Origin of the sequence: Micromonospora sp. WMMD1155, from assembly GCF_029581275.1 — a bacterium.
Lineage (GTDB): Bacteria > Actinomycetota > Actinomycetes > Mycobacteriales > Micromonosporaceae > Micromonospora.
Genome location: NZ_CP120742.1, coordinates 7,309,313 through 7,330,859 on the forward strand (window position 1 = coordinate 7,309,313; position 21,547 = coordinate 7,330,859).

Below are 21,547 nucleotides of genomic sequence, written 5' to 3' on the forward strand. Positions count from 1 at the left end.
GACTCACTAGGCTCACCCAGATACCGGCCGGCGGCCGCTGGTCCGACATCAGCCCGAGACCGTGCGGTTAATGATGCGTCCGGCTGCTGCGCCGTCCGTCCATCTGAAGGCTGAGGCTTACCTCTGCGGACGGGCGTTGATCTGCTCGACCGGTGGAAGCCGCCGCACGGGTTCGTCACCGATGGAGTAGACCTCCAGGCAGCACAGATAGCCCTCACCATCGACGAGTAGGACGATGCCGGCGTAGAACTCGTCGTTGCTGATGTCAGCCGAGACCGGTGCACCGGACAAAACCGGAGCCGGCGCTGCGGCACGGCCCACAGCAAGGTTGACGGTCACGCAGCCGCACTCGCACCGACCCTCGACTGCGGCGAACGGCAACTGCGCACGCAACTCGTCGCGCCCAGGGAACGGCACGGACAACAACCGCGCCATGACGTCCCGCTCGATGTCGCTGAGCGGGCGAGGCATGTCGTCGCCGGTCATAGTGCCGCCTGATGGGGCAGGCCGGCATGGAACCGCAGCAGCCGGACCTTGTCCTCGCCCAGGATCGGACGAGCACGCTCGATCAGCGTGTCGAGTTCGGCGGCACGATCGCGGGATGGACCGTGATAGGTCGTGGCGGCCTGCCGATTGAGCCACGCGGTGAGGTCCGCCCGCGCGCTGCCGCGCAACCGGTCGTTGGGATCATCGATCAGCCGTAGGTTGGTGACCAGCCGTTGCCAGGCGTTCCCCGCGACCAGTAACCGGTAGCCCGCGAACCGGATATGCGGCGCGTTGCCCGGCCTGAGCAGGGCCTCAAGCATCTCCGGGTCAAGTGCGGGGAGGTCGTGGCGCAGGGCCGCCACCACCTGGCGGGTCACTGCGCCAGACTCGTCGCGCAGCAGTGGCACCAGTTCGGCCGACCGGGTCACGCCGAGGCGACGCAGCGCTCGGACCGCCTCGACCCGACCACGCGCACGTGGATGCGCCAGCCACCGTCGAACCAGGCCGGCATCCTCGACGCCACCGGTCTCGCCCAGCCCGGCGATCACTCCCGGCGCCGGCGCCTCCCGCCGAGCACGCAGGCGATAGGCCTCTGCCGGATCCACGCCGCCGCGGCGGAGCGCGGCCTGAGCGATCGCCCGCACCAGCGGATGCCGGTCAGGCAACGCCGCCTCAGCAGCGCCCAGATCACCGACTGCAGTCACAGCCTGCAGCGCCTCAGCCCGAACCAGCGCAGTACGGCTGACCAGCAACCCCCGCAATTCAGCCGGGCCCGTCGCGGCCTGAACGGCACCACGGGCGCACAGGGACCGGATCGGCAGGTCGTCGTCCTTCATCGCCGCCGTGATCAACCGGCTCACACTCAACAGGCCACCGGCCGTCGCTGCCCGGTACGCCGCTCGCCGGGTTCGACGATCCCGCGCCGCCAGCAACGGCTCCAAGCCGTCCAAGGGCAGGTCCCGCAGGACACCGTCGACGCGCTCGGCCAACCAGGCGCCCTGACCCCGACCGCGCAGCGCGAACGCCATCTCCGTGAGCTGGGTCAACGACTCCCGCGATGATTGCAGCCGACCATCCACCGCCGCCCTTGCCCGCTGGCGCACCTCGGCCACCCAGTCGGCGGTCCGAAGCGCCAGCACCGCCAGCGCAGCCGGGTGCGCGTGATCAGCCAGGTGAGCGACCGCCGCTTCGCGGATCCGCCCGTCACGGTGGCAACCGGCCACGACCAGGCGCAGTAACTCCACCTCACCGTCAGCCAGGTCCGCCGCGAGGCTCCGCGACCAGCGCGGCGCCGACCACCACCGCTCCCGCAGCGCTTCATCCACCGCCAACCACCACCGCGCCTCAGCGGAACCAAGCGCATCCACAGCCGCGGCCCGCAGGCCCGGCTCACCGTCGCGGGCCACCGTCAGCAACACGGCAGAGACCTCCGCGGGGCTAACGCTTCGATCGGCACCGCCGGCCGCAGCCCGCACCCACTCGATGGCCGGCAGGTCAGGCAGGTAGTCACGTTCAGGCAACTCGCTCGAGCCGACGGACATGGCTCGCAGCCACCGCCGCAGCACTGTGCCCAGCGACATCGCGCCCACCGACGCCCCCGTCTCCCACCGCCGACCACCATGATCGCAGCCATTCTGTCGCCCATGAGCCGACCGAGCGAGCGAATTCACCCGCAGTGCCACGGTGACTTCACAGGGGGTGCCAACCAACCGTCAGACATGGCCCACCGAAATAAATGACCCTCGCGGTACCGGAGAAGGCAGCCAGCCGCCGTTGGGCCGAAACCCGCCGTCGTTGGGTGACGGCGCCCCCGCTGTTGGGCTGACCTGGCGGGCACGTCGCTATCCCTGTTCTCCGGATGAGTCTGCCGCGATCATTTGTCGGGCACGACCCCAGGGACGACCGCTGCCGTCAACGTGCGGAGCGCTGGTCAATGGCGAGCCTCAGCGCAACACGCCGTCCGTGCCGTCGTCGTCCGCGCCCCATACGTCGTCGTCTTCCCTGAGCCAGGTGCCGTGTTGGGACTCTTCGTTGCCGTCGTCGGCCCCGCTGCTCGTCCCAGCCAGGCCGCCCCGGACGCCACCGCCGGCAGCACGGGAGCCCGTGCCGGACCCACCCCTGCCGCCCGCGCCGACCATGCCAGGTGCCATCGCCGCACCGCCCCTGCTGGACGGACCATTGGCACCGCGCCCGGCACCACCGGCACCAGCCGCGCCGCCCATCATCGGCGACATGCCGAGGCTGACCGGGCGGCCCAGGGAACCGCCGCCCGGAATGGGGGCACCGGCCCCGCCCAGGCCTGCCGTGCCACCAAGGCCACCGCCCCCAGCGCCCAGGCCAGTCGCGCTGGGCACGCCACCGCCGGCACCGAACCCGGAGTTCACGCCGGTGAGGGTTCCCGTACCTGCGCCTGCCCCGGCCAAGCCGCTGCTGTACTCGCCGGCCAGAACGCCGTCACCGAGGTCGTTGCCGACGCCCGAGGACGCGCCGCTGCCGCTTGGGGCGTTGCCGTCGTAGCCGCCAGTGCCGGCGGAGAGGTCCGGGTGGGTGCCCGAGCCGAAACCTGCCCCGCCAGAGCTGACGTGACCGGTTCCCAGAGGAGGTTCACCGCCGAGACCGCCGGTTGAAGGCCCTCCACCGAGGCTGGCTGCCTGGCCGGCACCGCCGGTGCCCGTCGGACCTTGCAGGTCCACTCCGGTCGGGCCGCTGTCAGTGCGCTGCTTCGACGGAGCACCTCCGGGGGTCTCCCGTTCCCGGGCTGTGTAGTCGTCGCTGACCTGGTCGTAGGCTTTGCGCGCGTTCTCGGTGTTGTTGTTGAAGAATTCGCCGATCCGGTCGTTGAGCTGGCCGAGCTTCTCCATCGGCCAACTACCCGCGAAGTCGGCACGAATGCTCGCCTCGAACAGCCCCGTCTCGATGACTATGGCACCATTGCGGGCCGCCGCCAGGTCACCCACGCACCCCTGTGGGACCGGCATCGCTTTCTGCGCACGCTCCAGATCCTGCGCCGCGGTTTGCAGGACGGTCACGATGCTGTGCTGACCGCCGCCCGACTCCCGGGCGCCGTCCACAATCGTTTCGGCCTGCTTGATCAGCCCTTCCATGTGCGTGCGAAACGCGTCATACGCCGGGCCCTTCCAGCTCTCGCCCAGGTCGATGACGTCGGCGTCCACCAGCCGCTTCACCTCCTCGACGTTGCCCAGCAGCGCCTGCCAGCCCAACGCCGCGCTGGTGATATCGGCCGGCCGGCCGGCGACCAGCACCTGCCGCGCCATGTCCTCCCAGCTCAGGGCGCTCACGTCAGACTCCTTCCGCGCTGGGACCCAGACCCAGGCCGCTGGCCTTCAAGGTCCGCTGCATCTCCTGCGCTGACATCTTGTTCGCGTCTTCGGCGGTGTCGTACTTGCGCTTGACCTCGCGCAGCGCATCGGCCGCCCGGTACATGTCGTCGGAGAGCTTCGTCAGCGACTCCGAGGTCGTCCGGTGCAGAGCATGGTGCGCCGCGGCCAGGCTCAGCCCTTTGGGAAAGCCGCCCAGCGCGCCGCCCGGGCTAGCCAGCGCCGCTTCGCCGCCGAGCAGGTCCTTGATCTCCTCCATGTCGACGGCGAGCCGGCGCAAGTAGCTTGCATGCCGCTCGATGTTGTCGGCGGCCGCTTCCAGACGGTCCGCCTCCCACTCGGTAACGTCGCGCTGACCGGGCCCACCCACGAGCTGCGACGGCGCCGATCCTGCGCCGGCGCGGACGTCATCCTGGCGGAACCCAACGGACGGCCCGTGCGCAGCCACCGTGGCAATAGGCCGCAACGGGCTGCCCGCCGGCATCGCATCAGCGACGCCGGGCGGCACCCGCATCCAGGCCTCCACCTGCGGTGGGCTGTTGCCCTCGTCGCTCATCTCCGTCCTCCCCGTCGATCGGTCAGCGATGTATCAGCGCTGGTGCGGGCCGCCCAAGCCCTGGGGCGGTGCGGTCCCGGGCTGCCCCGATCCACCGGGCTGCCCCGGTAGCGCCGCGAGCGGAGGGAATGGGGGTCCGGGCTGCGGCCTGGGCTGATGTGGATGAGGATGCTGCGCATCCGACCGCGGAGGCGGCGAAACTCCCGGCAGGCCGTAGCCGGGCGGCGGGACGCCCGGGTGGCCGTACCCGGGCAGCGGGAACCCTGGACCACCCACCAGCGTTCTGCCCGGTCCGGGTCCGACCGGCGGCGCGGTGCGACGGCGCCGACGGCGGGCGACGACTACGGCCAGCACCACCGCGCCGATGACGACGGTCAGGCACAGCACGCCCGCGACCATGATGCCGGTCTTGTTCTTAACCTTGATGGCGACAGCCGGCCCTTCAGTCTGCCCGCCTGCGGGGGAGGCCGTCGCTCCGTCCGGCTGCGAGCCGGCAGCCAGCAGCGGGTTGACGTCTACGGCTGACACCGGCCGCTGCAGCGCCGCAAGCACATCCACCGCGCCGAAGCCGAACTCCGGATCCCGACCCGGCACCCCCACGTCCCGGGCCGTCCGGATCAGGCGATTGATCACGTTCGCCGCGTCCAGGTCCGGGTAGCGTGATCGCACCAGCGCGACCACCCCGGCGAGGATGGCGGTCGCCTGACTAGTGCCCGAGGCAACCGCGTAACCGTTGCCCTCCACCACCGTCGGCACGGGAGCGATGATGTCGTCACCTGGTGCAGCGAGGACCACCTCAGGGCCGACGACCGAGGCGCTGGCGAGGCCTCCCGATCGTGTCGTCGCGTTCACCGCAATCACACCAGGCGCGTTCGCCGGGGAGTCGACCGTCCGACCGCCCGCGCCGGTCGCCGCGACGAGCACGACGTTCTTGCTCAGGGCGTACTGGACCGCCTCGACGATCCGGATGCTGGCGGGCTGCTCGAAGCCGATGGACAGGCTGATCACGTCGGCTCCGGCGTCGGTGGCCCAACGGATGTCCCGCGCCACCTCAGCGTCGTTGCCGTTGCCCTCGCTGCCGCTCAGCGCGATCGGCAGGACCTTCGCCTCCGGCGCGATGCCGAGCTGCCGGTTCCGGTCGCCGCCCCGCCCGACGATCAGGCCGGCCATCGACGTGCCGTGTCCCGCCTCCTTATCCCGGTCGATCTGGCCTTGCGGAGATCCCGCCGGGGCGGCACCGGGGCGGCCGGCCAGTTGGCCGGCGAGCGCCGGGTGCGTCGCGTCGACACCGCTGTCGATGACGGCGACGGTCACCCCACGCCCCTTGGTGATCTCGTGAGCCTGCGGAATCTGCAGCGCGTCGAGATACCACTGCAGACCGCGTACCGTGTCGGCCGCCGACGCTGGAGCTGGCACGCCCACCACCCCGGACCCGACCACCACGCCGACCATCGACACGGCGACGGCGAACTTCAGCCCCGATCGGCGACCCTTACCCGTACGCACGGCACTCCCCGAACCTCGTTGACCAGCTACGCGTTGCGGCTCCGGTCCGGCTCGAGCCGGACCGGAGCCGCACGTCTGATGTTCTCAGCCCCGCACCTTGGTTGGCCTTGCCCATCTCGGTGGAGACGTCGCTGCGCGGCCAGCACCGACGGCGCCGCCGATCTCATTCAAAATCTTGCCAACGTCCCGGACGGCAGGGCAGTCGCTGCTTCGATCTCAAACACCAGTTCACGCCCTTCCGTCTCTTGTGGCGCTGGATCCGCCAGGCGGCCCTCCACCGCACGGCCGCCAACCAACCGGCCGCGTTGCAGGTGAGACGCTAGCGCAACGCGTCAAGATCCCGCCACCCTGTGTTACCAGCCGAGCCGGCACGACACCTCGTGCAGGTAATCCGACGGTCGCCATCCACGCCGGACTCGTCAGCAACCCGCCGCAGCAGTCCGACACCACCGCCGGACCGGAGGTTGGCCAACCGTTGGCCAACGGTTGGGTAGCCAACGCGCTACTCCCCCAGCAAAACCCACCGTCACGACCGATATTGGTGGTCGTGAGCACGGGCCAGCCGGTGTGGAAGCCACCCACCGATGACCAGATCCTCCGCGACACCCGAGAATCCCAGCGGGCCGGACCCATCGTCCCGAGACGGCAGACCCGACCCATACGCCGACAGCTCCACCTTCGACCACCACCACGACTTCCTTCACGTCGACGTCATCGTCGGTGGCTCGCCGATCTGGATCTCGGTGTGGCGCAGCGGCGCCCTTGGCAAGATCAGCGAGTCCACGTTTCGCCGCCTCCTGGCTCGTCGGATCATCGCCGTCTACAGCCGGCGCGGCGCAACCGTGGTCGACTTCGACGACGACCCGACCGTTCGCGACGAGAGCATTGCCGCAGGCCGCGCCTACCGTCCGGTCACCCATGATGCGGACCTGGCCGGTCTCGACACCGTGGAGCAGGTCGACCTGGTCGTACTGCGCTGGCCGCGACCCCAGCCGCTCGCGCGACCCAGGCCGGTCGACGGTGCGGTGGCCGACCTCTTCCGTGGCCTCCGGCTGGTCATCACCCCGGACGGCTTCGCGGTCCTCCTCGTCGAGCAGCGTTCAGCCCAACCGGCGCCCACCGAGATCGTGCGCCTGGCCGGGCTTGTCCCCGAGGCTCACGCCGGTGGGATGAACTACCTCCAGCACGTCCTCGCGGTCACCACACCAGAAGGCCCCACTGCTGACAGCGCAGACGCCGATCCGTCGGCGCCCAGTCGGCACGGCTGGCCGACCACCCTGCACCTGCTGGTCTTCGTCGTGCGAGCAGGCCACCATGACTGACCAGCCGGAGACTGCCGCCCACCACCGCCCGTCGCGTCGCCGCCCAGCCCGTCCGCGGGTACGGCCAATCAGCTACCGACAGGCGTGCGCCTACATCAGCGGCCACCATCAGCAGCGCGAACGACCGCAGGGACACACGTTTTCCCTCGGTCTGACCAACCAAGCCGGCCACCTCATCGGGGTCGCAATGGTCGGCCGTCCCGACGTCCGCCACCACGACGACGGCCTGACCGCCGAAGTCACCCGCCTGGCGACCGACGGGCCACGCAACGCGCACTCGGTCCTGCTTGCCGCCGCATGGCGAGTCGCCCGGCGCATGGGCTACCGACGCATGATCACCTACACCCGCACCGACAGGCCCGCCGCCGGCTTGCGGGCCGCGGGTTGGAAGGTCGTCACCGAAACGCCTCCCGCGCACGGGCAAAATCGGCTCAGCCGGCACCGAGCGCCGCGCAGCACCGGCGACGCAACCCGCACACACTGGCAGGTCACCACCGAGGACTGGCGTACCCGAACCGAAGCCGCCGACCGCGTCCCCCGGCAGGCCAGAGAGGTACAGGACCCACGGTGACCGGCCACACCACAGCCGCGCACGCACCAGCAGATCGGTTGCTCAACCACCGCGACGGGCCCATCGGCACCCTGCGGCCGGCCCTCGACGAATGCTCGACCTGGAGCGTCACCCCATGCCAATAGACGCAGGAAAGATGCTCGCTGACCTGTCCACTCCCTGGCGCGGCTTCCTGGAGGACTGGCATCGGTCACTGCGGTCCGGAAACTATCCGGAGACGACCCGCTACAACTATCTGCTCGCCGCGGCACAGCTGGCCCGCTACCTGCAGGACCGTGCGGCATCGGCACCTGACACGTCGGAGGCAGCCCACGATCCCACCGCCGTGGCCCGGGCACATGTCGAGGAGTTCCAGGCGTGGATGGTGGAGACACGCTCACCCGCAACCGCCCTGAACAAGCACAAAGCTCTGCAGCAGTTCTTCAAGTGGCTCGCGCTCGACGAGGAGGAGATCGATCGATCTCCGATGGATCGCGTTCGGCAGCCCAAGACGCCGCAGAAGCTGATACCGATCATGCGGGACGACGACACGAGACGCATCCTGGACACGTGTCGCGGCAGAGCGTTCGTCGACCGTCGAGACGAGGCGATCATCCGCTTGCTGTACAACACGGGTGCGCGGCTGTCCGAGGTCGCCAACCTTCATGTTGACGATGTCAGCCTCGCCGACACGGACACTGTCCGCTACCACGGCAAGGGCGCCAAGGACCGCCGGGTACGGCTGGGACCCAAGACCGCTCGGGCCATGAGCCGCTATCTCCGAACGCGGTCCCAGCACAGAGGGTCACTCCTTGCCGAGCTTTGGCTCGCGGAGCGAGGCACACGGGCACTAGCGGCCAACGGCATCAAGCTCATGCTGAAACGTCGCGGGCGGCGCGCCGGCGTCGCGAACGTCCACGCCCACCGCTGGCGGCACAACTTCGCCCACGAGTGGAAGCGCGCCGGCGGCGACACGGGCGACCTGATGCTGCTGCTCGGCTGGACCTCAGACGACATGCCCCGGCACTACGGCGCCAGCGCAGCCGCCGAACGCGCCCAGGAGAGCCAATCCCGTGTCGGGATCGGTGAGCGTGTCTGAGCCCGACGAACCGACAGCCGGGTCGACGGGGCTGACACCGGAGCAGCGTCGCCGCCGGGCACGCATAGCCGCCCACGCATCCTGGGCCAGAACGACCGACCGCCGCGCCCGCACGGCAGCCGGCACGCAGGGCTTCCTCAAGCGCTTCGAACGACAGGTCGACCCCGAGGGCCTGCTCGATCCAGATGTACGCACGGAAATGGCACGACACGCCAGGACGGCGTACATGTTGCAGCTGGCGGAGCTGTCCCGGAAGTCCCGCCGTCGGCGTACCGGAGATTCGCAGCCCTGATACGAATCCAGCCCGCCGCTCAACGACGTCGAGAACAAGGTCCACTGGGTCTGGGAGGTCACCTACGAGAGAAAACCGCCCTCAAATCCGCACCGACGCTGACCCCAGGTCGTGGCCAATCTGCGCAAGCCTTCATCGGCACACTCCGCTACCGCCGGCAGCACGGACGTAGGCGGCGCCAACTGTTGACGGCAGGTAGCAGATTCAGTCGCCGAGCAGCACCAATTCTGCTCGTTTTGTCACGGCTGCGACGTTAGAGGGCCCTGGTTACGTTGACGTGACGGACACGCGCCTGCACTCAGCCACAGCAGGGGCGATGGGGTGCCACAGCTGTCTCGCGGATCCGGTTCAGTGGTAGCGGGGCGGCTCTCGTCTAGGCAGACTGCTCTGCTCGAACGCTTGACGCCCAGGATCGAGACTTCTTCTGACCAGCGCCGGAGTCAATCCGGGTCGGGAAGCCACCGGCAAGCACCGCCGGGATGCCCAACTTGGGCATCCCGGCGCCACTCAGGATCGATCGATCACGGCGGTCGGCATGTCATGGCACGGCGTCGGCGAGACGCCTGGTGTGGCCTCTACACAGACCTCACTGCTGCTCCCACTTGAGGGGCACGCGGTCAGAGCGATGGACAACAGTGCTATCGCAAAGGTTGAGCGAAGAGCTTTGTATACCATCTGACCACCATAGCCCTAGGACCCGTAGATGGCCCGCAGGCCGTTGTAGTCGCCGAGGCCGAGGGAGCTGTCACGGTAGGAACAGGACGTTGCATTGGTGCTCATAGTCAATGCCGGATACGAGCTTTCCGAGACGTGGTCAAGCCCGAACGCGTGGCCAAACTCGTGTGTTGCCACGCCTTGCAACTCATACCGTTGATTGCAGCCTGAGGGCAGGAAGTAGAAGAACTGGTTGGGACGGTTCGCGAAAAGGATGTCGGCTTCCTGGATCGGGTCGTCGCCTGGCCATGAGTAGGACCAGCCGCAGGTGACGGCCAAGATGTTTGTGTTGTCGATCGGGCCGAACGCGACCTCGTTCTTGTTGCTCCGGGCGCCGTCGCAAGCCGGCGTCGACGTGATGTCGGGATAGTCCAGGGTGTAACCGGCGTATTCGAAGTCCGTGCCCATTGTCTGGGTCAGACCGCAATCGTTCATTCCGACATCGATGTTGTAGGAGGCGCTTAGGATGTCCGTCTCGGCGAGGTTCGCGCCGCCGAAGTAGGCAGGAACGGTGTCGCTCTTGAAGTACCACTTGTGGTAGCCGTTGTACCTACCCATCAGGCTGTAGGCATTTTGACTGCACTCAGGCGTAGCGGCGGTCGCCTGGGCCGACCCGTTGTTCTTGGTGCCAGAGCTCCGGCCAGGGGAGACGCCGCTTGGCTGTCCATCTCCGCGGGCGACGGAACCTTCGTGGCGCACCTCAACCGTTACCGCACCCTTGTCGACCCTTACGCTGACGCTGTCCGGCATGTCCGGGCCGGTCTTAACGCCCTCGACGTACAAGGCGTGCGCCGTGACGACTTCGCCTTTCTGCGGAACAGCGGCACCGATCACCCCAGCGCGGACAACCTTGCCGCGCAGGTCGCACTCATCACTGACCAGCGGGATGGTCTTGTTGAGAAGAATTGCAGCCGGGATCTGGGCTTCGTCACAGGCTGCAGCGAGCGCGGTTGGAGCCGCTACCGCCGGGGCCGGGGCGGGCACGGCAATCATGGCCGCCCCGGCTGCGGCGACAAGCCCTGCCTTCAGCCTTCTGTTGGAACCCTGGTGTTTGCGCACCAGTTCCCCCTTCGGATCGTGGAAGGCGCTGCGCCGACGGCCAGCAGCAAACCAGAGAGAACCGTCCTTCCTTGGACAGCGCAGAGCCCCCGTGGACGGGAAAGCCATCGATCAATGGCCATGGTTCGATACCCTAGCGGTTCCACTCTCCGCGTGGAAGATGCAACTTTGGGTTACTCGTTCCGTCGATAACAGGCTTTCAACATCTAATGTCCGTCTATCAGGAAGCTCCTATAAGGGCTCATCCGGACCATCGGTAAAGCACCGTCCCGCACGGCGCATACCGCCTGGGGGAAGTCGTGGAGGAACGCAGTCAGGATCTTCGCCCAGGTCCCGCCACGCTGGCAGCGGCGGAACACCGCGTACGCCGCCGCCCAGGACCCGTAGCGCTCCCGGCACGTCCCGCCACGGCGCACCCACCCGGGTCGGCTAATACCCCAGCCGCATTTGCCTGATCCGGAGTTTCGGCAGCTCATGAGCATGATCGACGCCTTGGTGGTACCGGCTGCGTAACCGCGCATGTCGATGCTATCCGTTCGGTGGCCCGGCGATCGCACCGTCTGTCTGTTGTGGTCGTTCGAAGCGGCGGCAGGCTCCCGTGCTTGTGCTGATCGATGAGATTGTGGGCTGGCGGGCGGGTTTGGATGATCTGTTGGCGCGGTTCGCGCACCGTTTCGGGCGTGCAGAACCGCGCCGCCAGGCGCTGACCTACCTGGTCGGGCTGCTGTCACCCCTGGCGAGCAAGAACGGCTGGACCTTGGCCGAGGCCGCCGGCGATGCGACGCCGGACCGGATGCAGCGGCTGCTCAACCGGTCCGCGTGGGATCCGGACGCTGTTCGTGACGACCTGTTCGCCTATGTGAGCGAGCATCTCGGCCACGACGACGGGGTGCTGATCGTCGACGAGACCGGCTTTCTGAAGAAGGGCATCAAGTCGGCCGGGGTGCAGCGCCAGTACTCCGGCACGGCCGGCCGGACGGAGAACTGCCAGCTCGGAGTGTTCCTCGCCTACGCCAGCCCGGCAGGGCGCACCCTGGTCGACAGGGAGCTGTATCTGCCCCGTGGCTGGTGCGACAACCCCACCCGCCGCGCTGAAGCCGGCATTGCCGCGAACGTCGAGTTCGCCACAAAGCCTGCGCTGGGACTGCGGATGATCGAACGCGCCATCACCGCCGGCCTGTCCGCGAAGTGGGTCACCGCGGACGAGGCGTATGGACAGGACTCGAAGTTCCGGACCTGGTTGCAGCAGCAGCGCATCGGCTACGTCCTGGCCGTGCCCCGCAACCAGCGGGTCCCGACCATAGCCGGCAACTCCCGCCCGGACGTCCTCGCCGCCGCCGCGCCGGCCCTGGCATGGAAGCGCCGCAGCTGCGGCGACGGCTCCAAAGGGCCACGGCTCTACGACTGGGCGGTGGCCTCCCTGCCCGGCGCCGCCGACGGATACCGCCACTGGCTGTTGATTCGACGCAGCATCACCGACCCCACGGACCTGGCCTACTACCTGTGCTTCGGCCCCACCGGCGCCCAGGACGAGGACCTGATCCGCATCGCCGGGACCCGGTGGGCGGTCGAGGAGTGCTTCCAGACCGCCAGAACCGAGGTCGGTCTTGATCATTACCAGGTGCGTCGGTACGACGCCTGGTACCGCCACATAACTCTCGTTCTGTGCGCCCATACCTACCTCGCCGTCACTGCCACCCACGCCCAAAAGGGGGCGCCGAACACGATGACGACCTCATTCCTCTCACCCTCGGTGAGGTCCGACGTCTGCTGGCACACCTGATCACCACCATCCGACCCTTCGACCACATCCATCAATGGTCACGATGGCGACGCCGACACCGATACCGCGCCAAAACCGCCCACTACTGTCGGCTCCGCCTGAAAACTGACCCCGTGGTTCCGGCTGAATTTTGACCCCTTCCGGAAGCATCGGGAGGTGCTGAGCGTGGAGGACTGGGCGGAGATCCGTCGGTTGCACCGGGCGGAGCGGATGGCGATCAAGGCCATCTGTCGCCGGCTGGGGGTCTCGCGGAACACGGTGCGTAAGGCCTTGGCCAGTCATGAGCCGCCTCGCTATCAGCGGGCGGCGAAGGGCTCGATCGTGGACGCGGTCGAGCCGCAGATCCGGGCGTTGTTGGCGGAGTTCCCGGACATGCCGACGACGGTGATCATGGAGCGGGTTGGGTGGGCCCGCGGCAAGACGGTGTTCGCCGATCGGGTGCAGCAGTTGCGGCCGTTGTTCCGCCGCCCGGACCCGGCCCAGCGGACGGAGTATCTGCCGGGCGAGTTGGCGCAGTGTGATCTGTGGTTCCCGCCGGCGGACGTGCCGTTGGGCTTCGGGCAGGTCGGCCGGCCGCCGGTGCTGGTGATGGTGTCCGGGTATTCGCGGTGGCTGTCAGCGGTGATGATCCCGACCCGGCAGTCACCGGACTTGCTGGTCGGGCACTGGACGCTGATCTCCGGCTGGGGACGGGTGCCCAAGGCGTTGGTGTGGGACAACGAGTCCGCCGTCGGGCAGTGGCGGGCTGGCAGGCCGCAGCTGACCGAGGCGATGAACGCCTTCCGCGGCACCCTCGGCATCAAGGTGATTCAGTGCCGACCGGCGGACCCGGAGGCCAAGGGCCTGGTCGAGCGGGCCAATGGCTATCTGGAAACCTCGTTCCTGCCCGGACGCCGTTTCGCCTCGCCCGGCGACTTCAACACCCAGCTCACCGACTGGCTGGTGCGGGCGAACAACCGCCAACACCGGATGCTGGGCTGCCGCCCGCTGGACCGGTGGGACGCCGACCGGGCCGCGATGCTGTCACTGCCACCGGTCGCGCCGGTGGTCGGCTGGCGCCAGGCCACCCGGCTGCCCCGCGATCACTACGTCCGCTTGGACGGCAACGACTACTCGGTGCACCCATCCGTGGTCGGCAGGCGGGTTGAGGTCACCGCCGACTGCGACCACGTGACGGTGGTCTCCGACGGCCGGCCCGTGGCCCGACATGACCGCTGCTGGGCAAGCCATCAGAGCATCACCGACCCTGCCCACCGGCAAGCCGCCGCCGACCTGCGCGTCGCTGCCCAACACAAGCCGACGACCGCGGTCGACGCCCAGGTCGAACGCCGGCCGTTGAGCGACTACGACCGCATGTTCGGCCTGGACGTCGAGGTGGCTGCGTGATGGCCGCCAAGACCAGCCGCAACGTCGCCTCGGAGATCGCGTTCCTCACCCGCGCCCTCAAGGCGCCGTCCCTCGCTGCCTCCGTCGAACGCCTGGCGGAGCGGGCCCGGGCCGAGTCATGGACGCACGAGGAGTTCCTCGCCGCCTGCCTGCAACGCGAAGTCGCCGCCCGCGAAGCACACGGCGGCGAGGGACGTATCCGGGCAGCCAGGTTCCCCGCCCGCAAGAGCCTGGAGGAGTTCGACTTCGAGCACCAACGCTCTCTGAAGCGGGAGACGATCGCCCACCTGGGCACCCTCGACTTCGTGGCGTCGAAGGAGAACGTCGTCTTCCTGGGCCCGCCCGGCACCGGCAAGACCCACCTGTCCATCGGCCTGGGGATCCGGGCCTGCCAGGCCGGACACCGGGTCGCGTTCGCCACCGCCGCCCAATGGGTGTCCCGCCTCGCCGACGCCCACCACGCCGGCCGACTGCAAGACGAGCTCGTGAAGCTCGGCCGGATCCCGCTGCTGATCGTCGACGAGGTCGGCTACATCCCCTTCGAAGCCGAAGCGGCGAACCTGTTCTTCCAGCTCGTCTCCAACCGCTACGAACGAGCCTCGCTGATCGTCACCAGCAACAAGCCCTTCGGCCGCTGGGGCGAAGTGTTCGGCGACGACGTCGTCGCCGCAGCCATGATCGACCGCCTCGTCCACCACGCCGAGGTCATCTCGATGAAGGGCGACAGCTACCGGCTTAAAGACCGCGACCTCGGCCGCGTTCCCGCAGCCACCAAGACCAACGACTGAACATCAACAACCAGCGAGGGGGTCAAAATTCGGCCGGAACAGAGGGGTCAAAGTTCAGCCGGCGTTGACAACTACCAGCGAAGACTCCGACTTCATCAGGTACGGCTGGAGTGCTAGACCCTTTTGTCCGTGCCCGTTGGTGTTGTCGACGGCTCGGCGTAGCCCACGTTCAGCCAAACTTCTGCGGTGATCGGTGAGCCGTAGCCCGAGCAGGGTTCTGGTGGCGTGAACATCGCTAGCCGCCGTTCGGTGCGGACGTCTGCCATGGTGGCACCGGGAGGCAGGCTGCCGATTGGTGGAACATCACGGATCTGCTCCTTGACGTCAGTGGCGGCGAACAGAGCCGTCACGACCGCGTCGAGGACTCGCTCTGCCAACTCGCCGGATGTAACCTCTCCCGCGTCTCGGGCAGCAGCCACGGCGGCCGCTCGCATGGGCGCCAGTACTGCGTCAGGAAGCACGGGCTCTCGTACCCTCATGGTTTCCCCAATCATCAGAGACGGTGGTCAGAGTATCGCCGGCCGCCTCGTACATGGGTGTTCGGCACCTGCGGTGCTGCGCCACGCTCTCATGCGAATGCCAGGACGCGCCCCCGCGCTCCGTGCTCACTGCTGCGCGGACGGTTCCGGCGATCCAGTCCGCAGTGCAGCGGGGGGGGGCTTGGGTCGCGCAATCCTGCTGAGGTGGCGAGTGGGCGTTGTTCCGGTAGTCGTTGAAATCGGTAGGTTGATAGCGAGAGCGCTTGCCCCGTTGTGCCCCATGCGTTCCTAGCGTTTCCCGCGCATCCTCGCCGAGCAAATCTGAGTACGCATGACTCATGCCCGGCCGGGTTGCTCCATCCACGCTGGACCGCATGGCGTCTGAAGCGGTCGTCGCAGCAGTAACGCGGTCGGCCAAGCCCGTACCCGGGTCGGCCGACCGCGTTGCCCACGTCTACACCCCTTCCCCGATGCCCAGTTGCACCTGGATCTCCTGGGCGCGTTCAGCCGCCGCGCTGGCGCCGTAGTGTCGGGGCATGTCCTCAGAGGTCCAGCCCAACAGCAGCATCAGGTCGCCGGTGTTCCCGCCGGCACGCTTCCACTCGTGGGCGAAGTTGTGCCGCCAGCGGTGGGCGTGGACGTTCGCGACGCCAGCGGCGAGGCCCAGCCGCTTCAGGCGAATCTTGATGCCGTTGGCCGCCAACCTCCGGCCGCCACGATCGGCGAGCCACAGATCCGGCAGCTCCGAACCCTTGTGCTTGCCTCGCGCCCGGAGGTAGCGGCTCATGGCCCGTGCGGTCTTCGGCCCGAATCGCACCCGGCGGTCCTTGGCACCCTTGCCGTGGTAGTGCACCGACTCCGTGTTGAGGTCGACGTCGTCGAGCAGCAGGTTGCCGACCTCCGACAGCCGCGCTCCCGTGTTGTAGTACAGGCGGATGATCGCCTCGTCGCGCAGGTGCGGAAAAGTCTTGCCCTTACAGGCGTCGAGGAGCTTCTTCGTGTCCTCGTCCCGGATGATCGGGATCAGCTTCTGTGGTGTCTTGGGCTGTCGGATCCGATCCATCGGAGAGCGGTCGATGTCCTCCTCAGTCAGCAACCACTTGAAGAACTGCTGCAGACCTTTGTGCTTGTTCAGCGCGGTCGACGCGGACCGGGTCTCGATCATCCACGCCTGGAACGCCTCCGCGTGCCCACGGGTCACCTCGGTGGGGTCCTCTGCGGCGTCGGCGGCATCGGGGTCTGGCGAGTGCTCGGCCAGGTAGCGGGCCAGCTGCGCTGCCGCGAGGAGGTAGTTGTACCGGGTCGTCTCCGGGTAGTTGCCGGCCCGCAGCGTCCGGTCCCAGTCGCGCAGGTATCCCGCCCAGGTCGAGGACAGGTCGGTCGTGAGCTTGGTGAGGTCCAGTAGAGCCATGTCGGTCACCCGTCGAGTCAAGGGGTCGATAAGCGGCGTGCTCGACCTCGACGAACCACCGTGAACACGAAAAAGAGGGTTTCCACAGGCTCTGACCTGTGGAAACCCTCTCGCTGTCGGGACGGCCGGATTCGAACCGACGACCCCTTGTTACCGACAGTAATCGGACCAAGCATGTCATTGCTTGCCGAAAGTGGTCGCTGAGCTGCGGAAAGCCACCCGGCGCTCATCACTCGTTGTCACCCTTCGTCAGCGATTGAGCGGGGTTTTCGGGGGGTTAACCGGGAGTCCCATACAGAATCCCGCCAGGTCTGATCGCCCCGCTGGCCCTGCCACCGTGTCGCGCCCACCTCACGGCATGGGTGCTGACCGTATCTGTGGCAGCCCTTCCTCTGTCAGCACGACCGTCACCGGAACCGCAAACGACGGTGCGCTCTCGCTGCTGTTCCGCAACGACCGGCGCACAGGGCACTCGCACGACGGATGCATCGGATCCGGGCACCGGGCAAGAGCAGCGTTCAACCGTTGAACTCCGTCAACGGCGATCGGCCACGACCAGTCCATGTCCCACGGCTCCTCCCAGGGCTGGTGGAAACAATCATGATCGAAGTACATGAGAAGGCCGGCCCCGCACCGAGGACACGCGGACAGGCTGGTCCATCGGTAGGTGACCTGGTACCCGGGAGTACCGTGCGGCACGCCCCAACTGCCGATACGAACAACGGTGCGCTGGTCCACTCGACAGGCGACGCAGATGCGCATGGCTAACCCTCCTCCACCGCCTGGCGACATCCACCACAGAGATCGACGCAATCACGAACGCCGTCTACCCAGCAGCGCACAGCGTGTCAAAGGACGCATGACATCGACGCGACCATCCGCCGATATGGGTATCAATGGGCGTTTCTCGCTAACGGCACCCCTCTGTGTCGAGCCGTCGGCAGCAGAGAGGTCTCCGTTAGATCCACAGACCCGCATCAATGGCGGTCGATCGTCACGATGCCGAGCCCGGCCGCCATGACGAGAACCCGGTGCAATTTGTCCGAGTCTCGGACCCGAATCCACGAGCGCCGTTGGGGGTGGGGATGGCTCACGCTGACGCATCTCCAATGATGCACGTCTGCACCACCGTGCGGGGCCACACATTGTTGACGACCTCGGGCAGGCCTTTGAGCCCGTCGCAGACGAGGAAGAACACGTCCTTCACACCCCGGTTACGCAGGTCGGTCAGCACGCTCATCCAGAACTTCGCGCCTTCACCACCGGTGCCGGCCCAAAGCCCGAGGATGTCCTTCTCCCCGTCGAGTGTGACCCCGATCGCGTCGATGAACACCGCCGCGTAGATCTCGTCCAACGGGCGGTGCGACCAGTCGGCCATCTCCTCGATCACCTTGTCGGTGATCCGCGAGATCGTCTCCGACACCGAAGCCCCATAGATCTCGGCGAAGTCACCAGGCACAACGGCCCGGCAGGTCAGGCCGGAAACACCAACTTGACACACTGTCAAGAAAACTTGATAGTGAGTCCAACTCGCGCGAAGGAGACTCAGTGCCACGTAGGCCCCCAGCGACAGATTCCGCCGACGCAGGTGATGCCCCGGTCGACGTTGCGGTGCTGATTGTTGGAGCCGGCCTGTCCGGGATCGGTGCGGCGTGCCGTCTGGCCATCCACCGGCCCGGGACGTCGTTCGCCGTCCTCGAGGCGCGGGCAGCCGTAGGCGGCACCTGGGATCTCTTCCGCTACCCCGGAGTGCGCTCCGACTCCGACATGTTCACGCTGGGCTACTCCTTCGCGCCGTGGCAGTCGACGGCGGCAATCGCCGACGGTGCGTCGATCCGCAGTTATATCGAGACCACCGCGCAACGGTTCGGCATTCACGACCGGATTCGTTTCGGACATCGGGTGGTCAGCGCCGAGTGGTCCTCGACCGACCGGCGATGGACCGTACACGCAGAACTGGTCGCGACCGGGGCGGCGGTGACCTTCACCTGCTCGTTCCTGTTCGTCAACTCCGGCTACTACCGTTATGACCAGGGCTTCACGCCGGCCCTGCCAGGTGTGGAGCAGTTCGAGGGACAGGTGGTGCACCCGCAACACTGGCCGCAGGATCTCGACTGGTCCGGTCGACGCGTCGTGGTGATCGGCAGCGGCGCTACCGCGGTCACTCTGGTGCCCGCCCTGGCGGCCAAGGCCGCGAGCGTGACCATGCTGCAGCGCAGCCCGACCTACGTGCTCGCCGTGCCCGCGCAGGACGCCGTCGCCCGGGTGCTGCGCAAGGCCCTGCCGAGGCGTGTGCGTGACCCGCTGCTGCGCTGGAAGAACGCGTTGATGGCGCAGATGCTGTTCCAGGCCAGCCGCAGGGTGCCCGGCGTTGTCAAGTCATTCATCCGCCGCCGGCAGCAGCGAGCGCTGCCGCCCGGCTTCGACATCGACACGCACTTCACCCCGGCATACGAGCCGTGGGACCAGCGGTTGTGCTTCGTGCCGGACGCGGACCTGTTCCAGGCTCTGGCCTCGGGCAGGGCCGCCATCGTCACTGACACCGTCCGCACCTTCGTACCCGACGGTCTGCTGCTGACCTCGGGCCACCTGCTCGAGACGGACCTCGTCGTCACCGCCACCGGGCTCAACCTGCTGCCCATCGGCGGCATCGCGCTGACGGTCGACGGCACCCCGGTCGTGTTGCCTCAGCACGTGACCTACAAGGGGATGATGCTCAGCGGTGTCCCCAACTTCGTGCTGACCATCGGCTACACGAACGCGTCCTGGACGCTCAAGGCCGACCTCGTGGCGCACTACGTCTGCCGCCTACTCGACTACATGGACGAGCACGGTTACCGCAGCGTGACTCCCGAACCGCCCGCCGACGCGGGGCGTACCGCTCCGCTGATCGATCTCGCCGCCGGGTACGTCCTGCGCAGCCTCGCACAGCTACCCGTGCAGGGCGAACACTCTCCCTGGAGGCTGCATCAGAACTATCCGCGCGACTACCGATGGCTGCGACACGGCCCGGTGACCGACGAAGTGAGGTTCGAAAGATGAGTACGCGGAGCGCCGGGGTGAGCACGAGGCAACCCGAGACCGTGTTCGGGGTCCGGCTGAACCGCCGCACCACAACTGACCGCGCGGGTGTGCGATGACAGGGAGCCGGGTTGTGGACATCCACGCGCACCTGATCACCGATGGTTACCGGCGGGCATGGGCGGAAGGCGGCCACGGCGACCCGGACGGGATCCTCGCGCTACCGGATTGGAGCGTGGCGCAGGCGCTGTCCTTCATGGACGAAGACGGTGTCGACGCCGCACTGTTGTCGGTCTCCTCGCCGGGCATCTTCTTCGGCGACCGCAGGGCGGCCGTGTCGTTGGCGCGGATCGTCAATGACGAGTCCGCGGCGGTCGTCGCGGCGCATCCCGCCCGGTTCGGATTCGCCGCCAGCCTGCCCTTGCCGGACGTCAACGCGGCGATCGCCGAGGCCCGGCGGTGTCTGACGGAGCTGCGTGCGGATGCGGTGTCGTTGCTGACCAACTACGGTGGCCTGTATCTCGGCGACCCTCAACTGCGGCCGTTACTGGAGATGCTCGACGAGCACCGGGCGGTCGTACTGGTTCACCCGACCTCGCCGCCCTGCTGGGAGCAGGTGTCGTTCAACCGTCCGCGCCCACTGCTCGAGTTCCTGCTCGACACCACCCGCGCTGTGGTCAACCTGATCCTCGCCGGCGACGTCGCCGGCTACCGGCGAATCCGCTGGGTCATCCCGCACGCCGGGGCCGCGTTGCCCGTTCTGGCCGACCGGATCCACCTGCTCGGCGGGTACTTCGCCCGCGGTGACGAGCCCGACGTCGATGTGCTCGACGATCTGGGCAGCATGTTCTTCGACGTGGCCGGTGCGGCACTACCGCGAGCGCTGCCCGCCCTACGCGACCTGGTGGGGACAGACCGCTTGCTGTACGGCAGCGACTACCCGTTCACGCCCGGTCCGGCTGCCTCGATGATGCTCGGCGCGTTACGCGCGACGGCCCCGGATCTGCTCGGAGCGGAGGCGGATCACCTGTTCGCCCATAACGCCGCGGCACTGTTTCCTCGGCTCGGCGGCGCGTAGATCGACTGCATCCAGATGTGGACCAGGGTGTCGACGACGCGGTCCGGGGCGATGTGTGGGTCGTCGCCGACGAAGGTGGCAATCATCGTACGTTCGCTGAGGTATATCAGGGCGGTCGCGAGGTCCTGCGCCGGTATACCGACGGGGGCCCTGCCCGCTGCCCGTTCCGCCGTGACGACTCGTTCGACGCCTTCACCCCATGCCGTCATGATGGCGGACCACGCCGCCCGGACCTCGGGATCGGCCAGTGCGACGCAGGCGCGAACGACGGCGACGCGGGCGGAGAAGATCGTCCAGATGCCGGTGAGCCACGTATGCCACTGCGACCGCGGATCACCCGTTGCATCGCTGGGAGGATCTAGCACCGTCGACGCCTCAGCAGCGAGCGCGTCCAACAGCGCGAGCAACACCGAGGTCTTGGACGGAAAGTAGAAATAGAAGCCGGATCGGGAGATCCCGGATCCGCGGGCAATGTCGTCGATCGACAGCTCCGCGAACGTCTGGGACTGCAGCAGCCTCTCCAGACCGGCCATGATCGCCTGTTCCCTGGCGTCCCCGACCGACTGCGCAGGCCGACGACCCCGGCGGGGCGTGCTGGGGTCATGCGCCGTTGCCACCAGACGATCATAAACGCTCTCCCCGGCTCACGACCGCAGCAGTGAGCCTCGCACCGACGGTC

At 67.9% G+C, this 21,547-nt stretch carries 16 protein-coding genes and 1 pseudogene; 8 read left to right on the forward strand and 9 right to left on the reverse strand.

Annotation, left to right across the window (positions count from 1 at the left end):
• Positions 1 to 117: 117 nt before the first annotated feature.
• From O7617_RS33255 to O7617_RS33275, 5 genes are all read right to left on the reverse strand, one after another.
• Positions 118 to 486, reverse strand: coding sequence for a hypothetical protein (locus O7617_RS33255; protein WP_282260616.1), 369 nt, complete (start codon positions 484 to 486; stop codon positions 118 to 120).
• Complete coding sequence (locus O7617_RS33260; RefSeq protein ID WP_282260617.1) at positions 483 to 1,514, reverse strand: hypothetical protein; 1,032 nt, start codon at positions 1,512 to 1,514, stop codon at positions 483 to 485. Before O7617_RS33260 ends, O7617_RS33255 begins: the two co-directional genes overlap by 4 nt.
• A 915-nt stretch (positions 1,515 to 2,429) precedes the next feature.
• Positions 2,430 to 3,785 carry a hypothetical protein gene (locus O7617_RS33265; protein ID WP_282260618.1) on the reverse strand — a complete coding sequence of 452 codons (1,356 nt, stop codon included), beginning with the start codon at positions 3,783 to 3,785 and terminating at the stop codon, positions 2,430 to 2,432.
• A 1-nt stretch (position 3,786) separates the two neighbouring features.
• On the reverse strand, positions 3,787 to 4,380 hold the full coding sequence (locus O7617_RS33270; RefSeq protein ID WP_282260619.1) for a hypothetical protein: 594 nt from the start codon (positions 4,378 to 4,380) through the stop codon (positions 3,787 to 3,789).
• A gap of 33 nt (positions 4,381 to 4,413) precedes the next feature.
• Positions 4,414 to 5,886: a S8 family serine peptidase gene (locus O7617_RS33275; RefSeq protein WP_282260620.1), complete on the reverse strand. Its 1,473-nt coding sequence runs from the start codon at positions 5,884 to 5,886 to the stop codon at positions 4,414 to 4,416.
• A 584-nt stretch (positions 5,887 to 6,470) separates the two neighbouring features.
• Here O7617_RS33275 and O7617_RS33280 point away from each other — a divergent pair.
• The 3 genes from O7617_RS33280 to O7617_RS33290 all read left to right on the forward strand — a co-directional run bounded on the left by O7617_RS33280 (position 6,471) and on the right by O7617_RS33290 (position 8,857).
• Positions 6,471 to 7,208, forward strand: coding sequence for a hypothetical protein (locus O7617_RS33280; protein WP_282260622.1), 738 nt, complete (start codon positions 6,471 to 6,473; stop codon positions 7,206 to 7,208).
• Positions 7,201 to 7,779 (forward strand): XF1762 family protein, encoded by a 579-nt coding sequence (locus tag O7617_RS33285; RefSeq protein WP_282260623.1) that lies wholly within the window; start codon positions 7,201 to 7,203, stop codon positions 7,777 to 7,779. Before O7617_RS33280 ends, O7617_RS33285 begins: the two co-directional genes overlap by 8 nt.
• Positions 7,780 to 7,915: 136 nt before the next feature.
• Positions 7,916 to 8,857: a tyrosine-type recombinase/integrase gene (locus O7617_RS33290; RefSeq protein ID WP_282260624.1), complete on the forward strand. Its 942-nt coding sequence runs from the start codon at positions 7,916 to 7,918 to the stop codon at positions 8,855 to 8,857.
• A 982-nt stretch (positions 8,858 to 9,839) separates the two neighbouring features.
• On the opposite strand, the gene O7617_RS33295 is transcribed toward O7617_RS33290, so the two are convergent.
• Positions 9,840 to 10,922: a matrixin family metalloprotease gene (locus O7617_RS33295; protein WP_282260625.1), complete on the reverse strand. Its 1,083-nt coding sequence runs from the start codon at positions 10,920 to 10,922 to the stop codon at positions 9,840 to 9,842.
• Between the two features lie 604 nt (positions 10,923 to 11,526).
• Here O7617_RS33295 and O7617_RS33300 point away from each other — a divergent pair.
• From O7617_RS33300 to istB, 3 genes are all read left to right on the forward strand, one after another.
• Entirely contained in the window at positions 11,527 to 12,705 is a 1,179-nt protein-coding gene (locus O7617_RS33300; RefSeq protein ID WP_282264936.1) for an IS701 family transposase, read from the forward strand.
• A gap of 156 nt (positions 12,706 to 12,861) precedes the next feature.
• Positions 12,862 to 14,091, forward strand: coding sequence for an IS21 family transposase (gene istA, locus O7617_RS33305; RefSeq protein WP_282257169.1), 1,230 nt, complete (start codon positions 12,862 to 12,864; stop codon positions 14,089 to 14,091).
• Positions 14,091 to 14,879 carry an IS21-like element helper ATPase IstB gene (gene istB, locus O7617_RS33310; protein WP_013730719.1) on the forward strand — a complete coding sequence of 263 codons (789 nt, stop codon included), beginning with the start codon at positions 14,091 to 14,093 and terminating at the stop codon, positions 14,877 to 14,879. Before istA ends, istB begins: the two co-directional genes overlap by 1 nt.
• A 933-nt stretch (positions 14,880 to 15,812) precedes the next feature.
• Here istB and O7617_RS33315 read toward each other — a convergent pair.
• Complete coding sequence (locus O7617_RS33315; protein ID WP_282260626.1) at positions 15,813 to 16,769, reverse strand: tyrosine-type recombinase/integrase; 957 nt, start codon at positions 16,767 to 16,769, stop codon at positions 15,813 to 15,815.
• 1,108 nt (positions 16,770 to 17,877) lie between these two features.
• Positions 17,878 to 18,324, reverse strand: a pseudogene (locus O7617_RS33320) (transposase); the annotation flags it as partial.
• Positions 18,325 to 18,380: 56 nt separating this feature from the next.
• Between O7617_RS33320 and O7617_RS33325 the strand changes: the two are divergent.
• Positions 18,381 to 19,811, forward strand: a complete 1,431-nt coding sequence (locus O7617_RS33325; RefSeq protein ID WP_282260627.1) for an NAD(P)/FAD-dependent oxidoreductase — start codon at positions 18,381 to 18,383, stop codon at positions 19,809 to 19,811.
• Positions 19,812 to 19,923: 112 nt separating this feature from the next.
• The gene (locus O7617_RS33330) at positions 19,924 to 20,868 is read left to right on the forward strand and encodes an amidohydrolase family protein (RefSeq protein WP_282260629.1); all 945 of its coding nucleotides are present in this window, start codon (positions 19,924 to 19,926) and stop codon (positions 20,866 to 20,868) included.
• On the opposite strand, the gene O7617_RS33335 is transcribed toward O7617_RS33330, so the two are convergent.
• Positions 20,814 to 21,485: a TetR/AcrR family transcriptional regulator gene (locus tag O7617_RS33335; RefSeq protein ID WP_282260631.1), complete on the reverse strand. Its 672-nt coding sequence runs from the start codon at positions 21,483 to 21,485 to the stop codon at positions 20,814 to 20,816. The genes O7617_RS33330 and O7617_RS33335 overlap by 55 nt on opposite strands.
• Positions 21,486 to 21,547: the final 62 nt, after the last annotated feature.